The 15,062-nt window shown below is 48.7% G+C and carries 9 protein-coding genes; all 9 read right to left on the bottom strand.

Going from position 1 to position 15,062, the window contains the following annotated elements; translation table 11 throughout:
* Positions 1-21 precede the first annotated feature (21 nt).
* Positions 22-1,206 (bottom strand): elongation factor Tu, encoded by a 1,185-nt coding sequence (gene tuf, locus J6J28_RS00795; RefSeq protein WP_301719353.1) that lies wholly within the window; start codon positions 1,204-1,206, stop codon positions 22-24.
* Positions 1,207-1,265: 59 nt separating this feature from the next.
* Positions 1,266-3,389, bottom strand: coding sequence for an elongation factor G (gene fusA / locus J6J28_RS00790; protein WP_301719352.1), 2,124 nt, complete (start codon positions 3,387-3,389; stop codon positions 1,266-1,268).
* Between the two features lie 27 nt (positions 3,390-3,416).
* Entirely contained in the window at positions 3,417-3,887 is a 471-nt protein-coding gene (gene rpsG, locus J6J28_RS00785; RefSeq protein WP_301719351.1) for a 30S ribosomal protein S7, read from the bottom strand.
* Positions 3,888-3,964: 77 nt separating this feature from the next.
* Positions 3,965-4,339 (bottom strand): 30S ribosomal protein S12, encoded by a 375-nt coding sequence (rpsL, locus tag J6J28_RS00780; RefSeq protein WP_126763550.1) that lies wholly within the window; start codon positions 4,337-4,339, stop codon positions 3,965-3,967.
* Positions 4,340-4,640: 301 nt separating this feature from the next.
* Positions 4,641-8,882: a DNA-directed RNA polymerase subunit beta' gene (gene rpoC, locus J6J28_RS00775; protein ID WP_301719350.1), complete on the bottom strand. Its 4,242-nt coding sequence runs from the start codon at positions 8,880-8,882 to the stop codon at positions 4,641-4,643.
* Between the two features lie 35 nt (positions 8,883-8,917).
* Positions 8,918-12,946 (bottom strand): DNA-directed RNA polymerase subunit beta, encoded by a 4,029-nt coding sequence (rpoB, locus tag J6J28_RS00770; protein ID WP_301719349.1) that lies wholly within the window; start codon positions 12,944-12,946, stop codon positions 8,918-8,920.
* 216 nt (positions 12,947-13,162) lie between these two features.
* On the bottom strand, positions 13,163-13,537 hold the full coding sequence (gene rplL / locus J6J28_RS00765; RefSeq protein WP_301719348.1) for a 50S ribosomal protein L7/L12: 375 nt from the start codon (positions 13,535-13,537) through the stop codon (positions 13,163-13,165).
* Positions 13,538-13,590: 53 nt separating this feature from the next.
* Complete coding sequence (rplJ, locus tag J6J28_RS00760) at positions 13,591-14,109, bottom strand: 50S ribosomal protein L10 (RefSeq protein ID WP_301719347.1); 519 nt, start codon at positions 14,107-14,109, stop codon at positions 13,591-13,593.
* A 257-nt stretch (positions 14,110-14,366) separates the two neighbouring features.
* A complete protein-coding gene (gene rplA / locus J6J28_RS00755) occupies positions 14,367-15,062 on the bottom strand; it encodes a 50S ribosomal protein L1 (RefSeq protein WP_301719346.1) in 696 nt (231 codons plus the stop codon).

Below are 15,062 nucleotides of genomic sequence, written 5' to 3'. Positions count from 1 at the left end.
CGTCAGTTGTACGCCGCGTAATTAGTCTAAGATTTTAGAAACTACGCCAGCACCTACTGTACGGCCACCTTCACGGATTGCGAAGCGTAAACCTTCGTCCATCGCGATGGGGTGAATCAGGTCAACAACAAACTTCAGGTTGTCGCCTGGCATTACCATTTCCACGCCTTCTGGCAACTGTACTGCACCAGTTACGTCAGTTGTACGGAAGTAGAACTGTGGACGGTAGCCTTTAAAGAATGGCGTGTGACGGCCACCTTCTTCTTTGTTCAATACGTATACTTCCGCTTCAAACTTAGTGTGCGGAGTGATTGAACCTGGCTTCGCCAGTACCTGACCACGTTGGATCTCGTCACGCTTAGTACCACGCAACAAGGCACCGATGTTCTCACCTGCACGACCTTCGTCAAGCAGCTTACGGAACATCTCAACACCAGTTACGATAGTCTTCGTAGTGTCTTTGATACCTACGATTTCTACTTCATCACCTGTGCGAACGATACCGCGCTCTACACGACCGGTAACTACAGTACCACGGCCTGAGATTGAGAATACGTCTTCGATTGGCATGATGAACGGCTTATCGATATCACGCTCTGGCTCTGGGATGTAGCTGTCCAGTGCTTCTGCCAGTTCGATGATTTTCGCTTCCCACTGCTCTTCGCCTTCCAACGCTTTCAGCGCTGAACCTTGAATCACTGGTAAGTCGTCACCTGGGAAGTCGTATTCAGAAAGAAGTTCACGAACTTCCATCTCAACCAGTTCCAACAGCTCTTCGTCGTCAACCATGTCACATTTGTTCATGAATACAACGATGAAAGGTACGCCTACCTGACGTGACAACAGGATGTGCTCACGAGTTTGTGGCATTGGGCCGTCAGTCGCAGCTACAACAAGAATCGCGCCGTCCATCTGCGCAGCACCGGTGATCATGTTTTTCACATAGTCAGCGTGTCCTGGGCAGTCAACGTGAGCGTAGTGACGCGCTGGCGTGTCATACTCAACGTGTGAAGTTGAAATGGTGATACCACGCGCTTTCTCTTCTGGTGCGTTATCGATCATAGCGAAGTCTTTCGCTGAACCACCGTAGGTTTTTGCCAATACAGTGGTGATCGCTGCAGTCAGAGTAGTTTTACCATGGTCAACGTGGCCGATTGTACCGACGTTCACATGCGGTTTCGAACGTTCAAATTTTTCTTTTGACATGACTTTTCCTTAACTTAAGTTAAAAGTCCGGTCCCTTAGAGAACCGGACCAGACTCTACTTAATCTTTAGTTTGACGAGCAGCAATAACCTGCTCAGCAATGTTGTTTGGTGCTTCAGCGTACTTCAGGAATTCCATTGCATAAGATGCACGGCCCTGAGTCTGCGAACGCAGGTCAGTAGCGTAACCGAACATTTCTGATAATGGAACTTGCGCGCGGACTTCTTTCAAATCACCTGCAGCATCTTCCATGCCTTCGATGATACCGCGACGACGGTTCAAGTCACCAACTACGTCACCCATGAAATCTTCAGGAGTAACGACTTCGACTTTCATCATCGGCTCTAGAATCGCTGGATTCGCTTGCAATGCGCCTTTCTTGAACGCCATGCTACCTGCGATTTTAAACGCCATTTCAGAGGAGTCAACATCGTGGTATGAACCATCATACAAGGTTGCCTTAACGCCGAGTAGCGGGTAACCAGCAAGTACACCATTCTGCATTTGCTCTTGGATACCTTTATCTACCGCAGGAATATATTCCTTCGGTACCACACCACCAACGATTTCGTTAACGAATTCGTAGTTTGCGGTCTCTTCGTCAGAAGCATCGAATTCCATCGGCTCGATCTTCAACCAAACGTGACCAAACTGACCACGACCACCTGATTGACGTACGAACTTACCTTCAACTTCCACTGGTTTGCGGATAGTTTCACGATAAGCAACCTGCGGTTTACCTACGTTACACTCAACGTTGAATTCACGCTTCATACGGTCAACGATGATGTCCAGGTGAAGCTCACCCATACCTGAGATGATCGTTTGACCAGACTCTTCATCGGTTTTTACGCGGAAAGACGGATCTTCTGCAGCCAATTTACCTAAAGCAATACCCATTTTTTCCTGGTCAGCTTTAGTTTTTGGTTCTACCGCAACAGAAATTACCGGCTCAGGGAATTCCATCCGCTCAAGCGTAATAATGTTGTTCGGATCACACAGAGTGTCACCGGTAGTGACGTCTTTCAGGCCGATTGCAGCTGCAATGTCGCCCGCCAGGATTTCTTTGATTTCCTGACGATCGTTTGCATGCATCTGAACCATACGACCGATACGCTCACGCTTGCTCTTCACTGGGTTGAAAACAGTATCGCCCTGTTTTACTACACCCGAGTAGACGCGTAAGAAGGTCAAAGTACCGACAAACGGGTCAGTTGCGATTTTGAATGCCAATGCTGAAAACGGTTCAGCATCATCAGACTTACGCACGCCTTCTGACTCATCGTCCAGAATACCGCGAATCGCTTTAACTTCTGTAGGTGACGGTAGGTACTCGATAACAGCATCAAGTACAGCCTGTACACCTTTGTTCTTAAATGCAGAACCACACAAGCACAATACGATTTCGTTGTTCAGTGTACGCTCACGCAGACCAAGCTTGATTTCAGCTTCAGTCAACTCACCTTCTTCAAGGTATTTGTTCATCAGCTCTTCGTTAGCTTCAGCTGCTGCTTCAACCAACTCGGCGTGATATTCCTCGGCTTGATCAACCAAATCTGCTGGGATTGGGTCATAAGTGAAAGTCATACCGGAATCTTCTTCGTTCCAGTTGATCGCTTTCATTTTGATCAAGTCAACAACGCCTTTGAAGTTTTCTTCAGCACCAATTGCCAAATGAATTGGCACTGGCGTCGCGTTCAGACGAGCTTTGATCTGCTTAACAACACGCAAGAAGTCCGCACCTGCACGGTCCATCTTGTTAACGAAGACCATACGTGGAACTTCGTACTTGTTAGCTTGACGCCAAACAGTTTCTGTTTGCGGCTGCACGCCTGATGATGCACACAGAACAACAACAGCGCCATCAAGTACACGCAAAGAACGTTCTACTTCAATGGTGAAGTCAACGTGTCCTGGGGTGTCGATGATATTAACGCGGTGTTCTGGGAACTGTGCATCCATACCACGCCAGAAACAGGTAACCGCAGCAGAGGTAATAGTAATACCACGCTCTTGTTCCTGTGCCATCCAGTCGGTGGTTGCTGCACCGTCATGTACCTCACCAATTTTGTGAGATAAGCCGGTGTAGAACAACACACGTTCTGTGGTGGTTGTTTTACCTGCGTCTACGTGAGCACAGATACCGATATTACGGTAGCGCTCAATCGAAGTTTTACGGGCCATAAATTCCTCTTTAGGTTAACTGTGAATTTACCAGCGGTAATGGGCGAACGCTTTGTTCGCTTCGGCCATACGGTGGACGTCTTCACGCTTCTTCACAGCAGAGCCTTTATTTTCAGATGCGTCTAGCATTTCACCTGCTAGGCGCTGAGCCATGGATTTTTCACCCCGAGTACGCGCGGCATCAACTAACCAACGCATAGCCAGTGCATTACGACGCACCGGACGAACTTCTACTGGTACCTGGTAAGTTGAACCACCAACGCGGCGCGACTTAACCTCTACCGTAGGACGTACGTTGTCCAATGCTGTTTCAAATACTTCTAAGTGCTCTTTCTTGGTCTTTTCAGCCATGATGTCTAAAGCACCGTAGATAATATGTTCTGCGACAGATTTTTTGCCGTCTACCATGACGACATTGATAAATTTAGCCAACAACTCTGATCCGAACTTAGGATCCGGCAGGATTTTACGTTGACCAATGACGCGTCTTCTAGGCATCTTAATATTCTCCGGTTATTTCAGGGTTACCCCAAAACTAAAAATTTACAGTGTTTGGCCTTACTAACGGAGAACCGTTAAGACTTGGGCCGCTTCGCGCCGTACTTCGAACGGCCTTGACGCCGATCGTTTACGCCAGCGCAGTCAAGCGCACCGCGCACTGTGTGATAACGTACACCTGGCAAGTCTTTTACACGGCCGCCGCGAATCAATACGACAGAGTGTTCTTGCAGGTTGTGACCTTCACCACCGATGTACGAAGATACTTCGTAACCATTGGTCAAACGCACACGGCATACTTTACGTAGCGCTGAGTTTGGCTTTTTCGGGGTGGTTGTATAAACACGGGTACATACACCGCGTTTCTGTGGGCAAGCCTCAAGCGCCGGAACGTTGCTCTTAACAACCGGCTTTTGACGACCTTTGCGCACCAGCTGATTAACTGTTGCCATTCAATACTCCTGATTTTGTTGATGTCGCTCAACAGAGTGAAAATCCAAGTTTCCCTGCACCACGGGCTAAATGCCCTAGATATAGGGAGGCCGAATTTTAATGGTCAATAATTGGACTGTCAAGGAAAAGCGGTGATTGGAGGAAAGCGGGTGCTGCTATTTTGCCCTCGTCGGGTCACTAAGTAGATGTTGTGTCTCACCATTCATTAGCGAATGCCATTTTACCACAGTTCTTCATTCGGCAAATAAAAAAGGCCAGCCGATGAAACGGCTGGCCTTTCATATCACAAGCTACGAACGCTTATTCTGCGTTATCGCCGCTGTCCTTTTCTTCGTTGCCGAAGTTCAGAGCATCTGCCAATTGCTGTTCTGCTTCTTCTGCAGTCAGCTTCGGCGCAGCTTCACCCTGACCCAGTGCTTCCATGCGCTTGCGCGCACGTTCGCGGTGGTAGGCGAAACCTGTACCCGCAGGGATCAGGCGACCCACGATAACGTTCTCTTTCAGACCACGTAACGGATCCTGCTTACCTTGTACGGCAGCTTCGGTCAGTACGCGCGTCGTTTCCTGGAACGATGCCGCAGAGATGAATGACTCCGTCGACAATGACGCTTTGGTAATACCAAGCAATTGACGCTCATAAGTCGCTGGCAGCTTGCCATCAGCCTCAGCTTTCGCATTGGCAGCAAGCACTTCAGACAGCTCCATCATTTCGCCTTCAAGCAGCTCCGTTTCACCTGGGTTCAAGATAATCGCTTTACGCAACATCTGACGCACGATGGTCTCGATGTGCTTATCGTTAATCTTAACACCCTGCAAACGGTAAACTTCCTGAACTTCGTTAACGATATAGTTTGCCAACGCGCTTACGCCACGCAGACGCAGAATATCGTGTGGCGCCTCTGGACCATCAGCAATAACTTCACCTTTGGTCACTGATTCACCTTCGAAGATGTTCAGCTGACGATGCTTAGGAATCATCTCTTCGTATTGATCATTACCATCATGTGGCATGATCAACAGACGACGCTTGCCTTTCGTCTCTTTACCGAAACTCACGGTACCCGTGACTTCTGCCAAAATTGCTGGCTCTTTCGGACGACGTGCTTCGAACAAGTCGGCAACCCGTGGCAGACCACCGGTGATGTCGCGAGTCTTCGAACCTTCTTGCGGAATCCGCGCAACTGTATCACCAACTTTCACCTCAGCATTATCTTCGAGGTTAATGATGGCATTACCTGGTAAGAAGTACTGCGCTGGCATATCGGTGTCAGCAATGTTGACATCCTTGCCTTTCGCATCGACCAGCTTAACCATCGGCCGCATGTCTTTACCGGCACTTGTACGCTGACCTGTTTCCAGTACAACGATACTTGACAGACCGGTCAGTTCATCGGTTTGACGGGTCATGGTGACGCCATCAATCAAATCAACAAACTTCAGACGACCTGCTACCTCGGTGACGATTGGGTGCGTGTGCGGATCCCAGTTCGCTACGATTTCGCCAGCTTCGACGGTATCGCCTTCGTTCTTCTTCAGCACTGCACCGTAAGGTACTTTGTAGCGCTCACGCTCACGGCCGAACTCATCAATAAGGGTCAGTTCAGTTGAACGCGAGGTGATTACAATGTGGTCATCGCTGTTGGTAACGTACTTAGCGTTATGCAACTTCAATGTACCTTTGTTCTTCACCTGAATGTTGTTGGCGGCTGAGTCACGTGATGCTGCACCACCGATGTGGAAGGTACGCATCGTTAACTGAGTACCTGGCTCACCGATAGACTGGGCAGCGATAACACCTACTGCTTCACCTTGGTTGACCAGATGTCCGCGCGCCAAATCACGACCATAACAGTTGGCACATACGCCGAAGTCTGTATCACAGGTAATGACCGAGCGAACTTTAACTTCGTCGATTGAGTTCTGTTCCAACACGTCACACATCTTCTCATCAAGAAGCGTATTACGGCCGATCAGAACGTCGTTACTGCCAGGGGCAAGCACGTCATCACAAACCACACGACCGAGGACACGTTCACGTAGTGGCTCAACGATATCACCGCCTTCGATCAATGGTTTGATGAAGAGGCCATCGTGGGTACCACAGTCTTCCTGAACGATAACAACGTCCTGCGCAACGTCGACGAGTCGACGGGTCAGGTAACCTGAGTTCGCTGTTTTCAGAGCCGTATCCGCCAAACCTTTACGCGCACCGTGCGTCGAGATGAAGTACTGAAGTACGTTCAAACCTTCGCGGAAGTTCGCGGTAATCGGCGTTTCGATGATGGAGCCGTCCGGCTTCGCCATCAGACCACGCATACCCGCCAACTGACGAATCTGAGCAGGGCTACCACGAGCGCCTGAATCAGCCATCATGTAGACCGAGTTAAACGAGTCTTGCTGTTCTTCTTCGCCTTTTGCGTTGATAACAGTTTCTTTCGACAGGTTTTCCATCATTGCCTTAGAAACTTTCTCATTCGCAGTCGACCAGATATCGATAACTTTATTGTATTTCTCGCCTGCGGTAACCAAGCCTTGCTCGAACTGTTCCTGAATCTCCGCAACTTCTTCTTCAGCTGCGTCGATGATCTCTTTCTTCGCATCAGGAATAACCATGTCATCGATACCTACCGATGCACCTGCAACCATTGCGTAATGGAAACCGGTGTACATGATTTGGTCAGCAAAAATTACCGTTGGCTTCAAGCCGATGTCACGATACGAGCGATTCAACAAGCGACCGATTTGCTTTTTGCCCATCGACTGGTTGATCATTTCGAACGGCATGCCTTCAGGAAGAATCAGCGACAGAATGGCACGACCAACAGTCGTGTCATAAATCGTCGTTAATTCACTACGCTCGCCTTCTTCACTGATCAGCACTTCGTCTAAACGCACTTTAACGCGCGCATGCAATTCAGTCGCACCAGTACGGTAAGCTTTTTCAGCTTCCTTGGCGTTCTTGAAGATCATGCCCTCGCCTTTAGCGTTAATCTTTTCGCGCGTCATGTAGTACAGACCCAAGACCACGTCCTGTGAAGGAACGATGATCGGATCACCACTGGCAGGTGACAAGATGTTGTTGGTCGACATCATCAGGGCACGAGCTTCAAGCTGCGCTTCGAGTGTTAACGGCAAGTGGACGGCCATTTGGTCACCGTCAAAGTCAGCGTTATAGGCCGCACACACCAATGGGTGCAACTGAATCGCTTTACCTTCGATCAGGACAGGTTCGAACGCCTGGATACCCAAACGGTGCAAAGTTGGTGCACGGTTGAGCATCACTGGGTGTTCTTTGATCACTTCGTCCAGCACGTCCCACACTTCCGGGATTTCGCGCTCTACCATTTTCTTGGCAGCTTTAATGGTGGTCGCTAAACCGCGGCCTTCAAGCTTGCCGTAGATGAATGGCTTGAATAACTCCAGGGCCATTTTCTTAGGTAGACCACACTGGTGTAAGCGTAACTTAGGACCAACAGTGATAACTGAACGGCCTGAGTAATCGACCCGCTTACCCAACAGGTTTTGACGGAAACGACCTTGTTTACCTTTAATCATATCCGCAAGTGACTTCAATGGACGCTTATTGGTGCCGGTAATGGCACGGCCACGACGGCCGTTATCCAGCAATGCATCCACTGCTTCTTGCAGCATACGCTTTTCGTTACGTACGATAATGTCCGGTGCTGCCAGATCTAACAAACGCTTCAGGCGGTTGTTACGGTTGATAACACGACGGTACAAATCGTTCAGGTCTGAGGTTGCGAAACGGCCACCATCCAGCGGTACCAAAGGACGTAAATCCGGTGGCAGCACAGGCAGCACTTTCAGGATCATCCACTCGGGCTTATTGCCTGACTGGTGGAATGATTCCAGCAACTTCAAACGCTTGCTAATTTTCTTACGTTTGGTTTCTGAGTTGGTTTCTGGCAGCTCTTCACGCAAGGTTTTGATATCCGCTTCGATATCAATATGCTTGAGTAAGCTCAGTACCGCTTCAGCACCCATTTTTGCTTCGAACTCGTCGCCATTTTCTTCTAACGAATCAAGGTACTCGTCTTCAGTCAGAATTTGGCCACGCTCAAGCGATGTCATACCGCCTTCGGTAACGACATAAGATTCGAAATACAATACCCGCTCGATATCACGCAAGGTCATATCCAGCATCAAGCCGATGCGGCTTGGCAATGATTTCAGGAACCAGATGTGCGCAACTGGGCTCGCCAGTTCAATGTGACCCATACGCTCACGACGGACCTTGGTCAGGGTGACTTCAACGCCACACTTCTCACAGATCACACCGCGGTGCTTCAAGCGCTTGTACTTACCGCACAAGCACTCGTAGTCTTTTACCGGGCCAAAAATACGCGCACAGAACAGACCATCACGCTCAGGCTTGAACGTACGATAGTTGATCGTTTCTGGCTTTTTCACTTCACCGAAAGACCAGCTGCGGATCATGTCCGGAGAAGCAAGTCCGATGCGAATCGCATCGAACTCTTCAGTCTGATTTAACGGCTTTAAAAACTTTAATAAGTCTTTCACGATTTATCTCCTGGCAATTAGCGTCCGGTGTGGTCTCAGTCTTGGTCCAACTCAATGTTGATACCGAGCGAGCGGATTTCCTTCAGCAATACGTTGAAGGACTCCGGCATACCTGCTTCCATCCGCAAGTCGTTGTCGACAATGTTTTTGTACATCTTCGTCCGACCATTTACGTCGTCCGACTTCACCGTCAACATTTCTTGCAAGGTGTACGCAGCACCGTATGCTTCCAATGCCCAGACTTCCATCTCACCGAAGCGCTGGCCACCGAACTGAGCTTTACCACCCAACGGCTGTTGGGTAACCAAGCTGTACGAACCGGTCGAACGTGCGTGCATCTTGTCATCAACCAAGTGGTTAAGTTTCAACATGTACATGTAACCGACGGTTACATCACGCTCAAAGCGCTCACCAGTACGCCCGTCATACAAAGTGATCTGGCCAGACTCTGGCAAATCACCCAGTTTCAGGAGTTCTTTAATTTCACTTTCTACAGCACCATCGAAAACTGGCGTTGCGGTCGGCAGACCTTTCTTCAAGTTGGTCGCAAGACGCATAACTTCGTCATCGCTAAACTCGCTGATCTGAACGTCCTGACGCGTTGAACCCAGGTCATAGACCTTTTGCAGGAACTCACGCATCTCTGCCACTTTCGCTTGCTGCTTCATCATTTTTTCGATCTTGGTACCGATACCACGAGCAGCAAAACCTAAGTGCGTCTCAAGGATCTGACCGATGTTCATACGCGAAGGTACGCCCAACGGGTTAAGTACGATATCGACAGGATTACCATCAGCATCATAAGGCATGTCTTCAACCGGTTGGATGGTTGAGATAACACCTTTGTTACCGTGACGTCCAGCAAGCTTATCACCTGGTTGGATGCGACGACGGACTGCCAGGTAAACCTTAACAATCTTCAATACGCCTGGGGCAAGGTCATCACCCTGGGTGATCTTGCGGCGCTTGTTCTCAAACTTGTCATCGAAATCGGTGCGCAGTTCTTCATACTGCTGAGCGATCTGCTCAAGCTGCAGCTGGGCATCTTCATTCTTCAAGTTCTGCGTTAACCATTTGCTCTGCTCCAGACCGGCCAGTTTTGACTCATCAAAACCGTTCGCCAGCAACAGGCTACGTGCACGCTCGTAGATACCACGCTCAAGAATCTTGAATTCGTCAGTTAAGTCTTTCTTGACTTGTTCCAACTGCATATTCTCGATATCAAGCGCGCGCTTGTCTTTCTCTACGCCGTCACGGGTGAACACCTGAACGTCGATAACAGTACCCGTGACACCATTAGGCACACGTAATGAACTGTCTTTTACGTCAGATGCTTTTTCACCAAAAATAGCTCGCAATAGCTTCTCTTCAGGCGTCAGCTGGGTTTCACCTTTAGGCGTTACCTTACCGACCAGAATATCACCACCGTTGACTTCGGCACCGACGTAAACAACACCTGACTCATCAAGTTTGTTCAACGCTGACTCACCAACGTTTGGAATATCAGAAGAAATTTCTTCCGCGCCAAGTTTAGTATCACGGGCAACACAGCTCAGTTCCTGAATGTGAATGGTGGTTAAGCGGTCTTCTTGTACCACTCGCTCCGAGATCAAGATTGAATCCTCGAAGTTGTAACCATTCCATGGCATGAATGCCACGCGCAAGTTCTGACCCAATGCCAGCTCACCCATGTCCGTAGACGGACCATCGGCCAGTACGTCACCACGAATTACCGGCTCACCAACATTGACGGTCGGGGTCTGGTTAATACAGGTGTTCTGGTTCGAACGGGTGTACTTCACAAGGTTATAGATATCGATACCGGCTTCGCCAGGTACCATTTCTTCTTCATTGACTTTAACAACGATACGGCTCGCATCGACTTTGTCGACCACACCACCACGCTTGGCGACTACGGTTACACCCGAGTCAACAGCTACAGTGCGCTCAATACCAGTACCTACCAGCGGCTTATCAGCACGCAGAGTTGGCACGGCCTGGCGTTGCATGTTCGAACCCATCAAAGCACGGTTCGCATCATCGTGTTCAAGGAATGGAATCAAGCTCGCAGCGATCGAAACGATCTGTTGCGGCGCAACGTCCATATACTGAACTTGTTCTTTCGACATCAGGGTAAATTCGTTCTTATGACGACACGGCACCAGGTCTTCGACCAATTCACCTTTGTCATTCAAAGCAACGTTTGCCTGTGCGATAACGTACTGACCTTCTTCGATCGCTGATAAGTAATCAACATCGTCAGTCACGACACCATTGTCGATACGGCGATATGGCGTCTCGAGGAAACCATACTCGTTGGTGCGCGCAAAGGTCGACAAAGAGTTAATCAGACCGATGTTTGGACCTTCAGGAGTCTCAATCGGACACACTCGACCGTAATGCGTTGGATGCACATCTCGAACTTCGAAACCAGCGCGTTCACGCGTCAAACCACCCGGACCTAAGGCAGAAATACGACGCTTGTGCGTGACTTCTGACAACGGGTTGTTCTGATCCATAAACTGCGACAACTGGCTGGAACCAAAGAACTCTTTTACCGCAGCACTAATAGGCTTGGCGTTAATCAAGTCTTGTGGCATTACCGCATCCAGATCACCGAGGCTCAGGCGCTCTTTTACTGCACGTTCTACACGTACCAGACCAACCCGGAACTGGTTCTCCGCCATCTCACCCACAGAGCGGATACGACGGTTACCCAAGTGGTCAATATCGTCCACTTCATCGATGCCGTTACGGATTTCGATCAGCTTACGCATGACTTCGATGATGTCTTCTTTGGTCAGGGTACCTGAACCGGTCAGATCATCACGACCCAGACGACGATTGAACTTCATCCGACCTACCGCCGATAAATCGTAACGGTCATCACTGAAGAACAAGTTGTCGAACAAGGCTTCCGCTGCTTCTTTCGTAGGTGGCTCACCCGGGCGCATCATACGATAGATTTCAACCAGCGCTTCCATACGGTTGTTGCTTGGATCAATACGCAGCGTCTCGCTCATGTACGGACCATGATCCAGGTCGTTCACGAACAAGGTTTCAAATTTCTTGAAGCCTGCTTCACGTAATTCAGCTAACAATTCCAGCGTCAGTTCGGCGTTCGCTTCGGCGACCACTTCACCGGTTTTCTTATTGACGTAATCCTTCGCCAGCACTTTACCGACCAGATATTCTAATGGAACTTCCATCTCTGGCTGATTCAGGCTTTCGATCTGTTTGATATGACGCGCAGTAATACGACGTCCTTTATCTACGATCACTTCGCCGTCATCGTTTTTAATATCAAACTTCGCAGTTTCGCCGCGTAAACGCTCTGGCACTAACTGCATAAATACTTTCTTACCACGGAACTGGAAGTACGTGGTATCGAAGAACATCTCAAGGATTTCTTCAGTGGTGTACTCGAGGGCACGCAAAATGATCGACGCCGGTAATTTACGACGACGGTCAATACGTACGAATACGTTGTCTTTCGGGTCAAATTCAAAATCCAACCACGAACCACGGTATGGGATCACACGTGCGTTGTAGAGCACTTTACCTGACGAGTGGGTTTTACCCTTGTCATGGTCAAAGAACACGCCCGGCGAACGGTGCAACTGAGAAACGATAACGCGCTCGGTACCGTTAATAACAAAAGTACCATTCTCGGTCATGAGCGGAATTTCGCCCATGTACACTTCTTGCTCGCGCATATCTTTTACGGTACCTGCCGCTGCTTCTTTATCATAAAGAACCAGACGCAGTTTTACTCGCAATGGAGCAGAATAGGTAATACCGCGAATTTGACATTCTTTCACGTCAAATACCGGCTCACCAAGACGATAGCTCACATATTGCAGTTCCGAATTGCCTGAATACGCAGTAATCGGAAATACTGAGCTAAAAGCTGCTTCCAGACCGTTGTTGCCTTCTGGATCCAGCTCAATGAATTTTTTAAATGAATCTAATTGGATTGACAGCAGGTATGGCACTTCAAGTACATGAGGCCGCTTACCAAAATCCTTGCGAATACGTTTTTTCTCAGAGTAGGAGTACGCCATGGGGTTCCTCAGCTAGCTGATTGATGACCCTAACCACCGGGGAGTCGATGGTTAAAAACAAGCTTTTTAACGACTTGTCGTTCCCGTTTTTGTCACCGCGAGCATGCACCCCAATAACGGGCAAAAATGATACATGCTTAACAGCGCAAAAAGCCTGGTGACTCAAAAAGTCACCAGGCCCAGGCCTAATTGGCCAAGTTTTTTGTATGCAGTTGTTTATTTAATTTCAACTTCTGCACCAGCTTCTTCAAGCTGCTTCTTCAGTGCTTCAGCTTCGTCTTTGTTGATGCCTTCTTTAACGGCAACAGGTGCAGACTCAACCATAGCTTTTGCTTCTTTCAGGCCAAGACCAGTTGCGCTGCGAACTGCTTTGATCGCGCCAACTTTGTTTGAGCCCGCTGCTTTCAACACAACGTCGAATTCAGTTTGTTCTTCAGCAGCTTCAGCAGCGGCAGCTGGACCAGCAGCTACTGCAACAGAAGCAGATGCGTCAACACCAAACTTTTCTTCTGCAGCTTCAATCAACTCAACCAGTTCCATAACTGGCATTTCAGCGATTGCATTCAAAATATCATCTTTAGTAAGAGCCATAACTCTAAACTCCTGGGTTATAAATTACAAAAAATTGGTTAATAAAACCGTCTCTATTTAGCGTCTTTAATTGCCGCCAACACCCGCACAAATTTAGTAGGAACTTCGTTAACTGTACGAACGAACTTACTAACAGGTGCTTTGAAGGTGGCCAGCAATTTCGCCAATGCTTCGTCACGCGTCGGAAGAGATGCAACTGCATCAAGTTTATCTGCACCCATCACACCGTTACCGATATGCAGGGCAGTTACTTTAAGGTGCTTGTTTGCTTTAGCGAAATCTTTGAACAGACGCGCAGAAGCGCCTGGTGCGTCCAAAGAAAAGCCGTAAACAAGTGGGCCTTTCAGTACTTCGTCCATGTCGTTAAACTGCGTACCTTCAAAGGCACGTTTCGCAAGCGTATTCCGAATAACTTTCAGATATACACCTTGCTCACGCGCTTGACGGCGCAGCACGGTCATGTCCGCAACTTCCATACCGCGATACTCAGCAACAGCGACGGATAGAGCGTTTGAAGCAACTTCGTTAACTTCTTTAACGATTGCTTTTTTTGCTGCTAAACCTAGTGCCACTGATATCACCTCTTTTTTTAGTCCTTGGCAAAGCCGCGGACTATCGTTACACATAGGCAGACCGGAACTGCATCTACCACGTTGTCACGGTGAATCTCTTACCCAGAGAGTCTGAGCCGGATTACACCATCTGCGCAGGAAATTAAGTGTCGCTAATCATTTCTTCGCAGAAATCACCGCGAGACACCTGCGGTCTTGGACGGGAGCCACATTCACTTAGCTATTACACTGAAGTGGCGACTCCAACCCACAAACCTTTACTTGCTATCCAACGTACCCTGGTCGATGGCTACGCCAGCGCCCATAGTTGTCGACAAGCTAACTTTCTTGATGTACTGGCCTTTTGCTGAAGAAGGCTTAGCTTTCTTCAGAGCTGCCAATAGCGATTCTAAGTTTTCTTTCAATTTGTCGTTATCGAAATCAACTTTACCGATAGTTGCGTGGATGATACCCGCTTTATCGTTGCGATAACGAATCTGACCCGCTTTCGCGTTTTGTACCGCTGTTGCTACATCAGGTGTTACCGTGCCCGTTTTCGGGTTTGGCATCAGGCCACGTGGGCCTAAGATTTGGCCTAACTGGCCAACAACACGCATAGCGTCTGGAGAAGCGACAACAACGTCAAAGTTCATTTCGCCTTTCTTCACCAGCTCAGCCAGGTCTTCCATACCGACCAGGTCAGCACCAGCTTCTTTAGCTTTTTCTACGTTTGCGCCGCTAGTGAATACTGCTACGCGAACGTCACGACCAGTACCGTTAGGCAGTACAGTTGCACCACGAACGTTTTGGTCAGATTTACGAGCGTCGATACCGAGGTTGACAGAAACATCAACGCTTTCTTTAAATTTTGCTGTCGCAAGTTCTTTCAACAGGCTGATAGCTTCGTTGATTTCGTAATCACGAGCTTCAACTTTTTCTGCGATCATGCGAGCGCGTTTGCTTAATTTAGCCAT

The organism is Pseudidiomarina terrestris (assembly GCF_030466375.1).
In the GTDB taxonomy this organism is placed as follows: domain Bacteria; phylum Pseudomonadota; class Gammaproteobacteria; order Enterobacterales; family Alteromonadaceae; genus Pseudidiomarina; species Pseudidiomarina terrestris.
The sequence above is the reverse complement of the archived record's forward strand: the minus strand, read 5'-3'. Positions and strand labels throughout refer to the sequence as shown.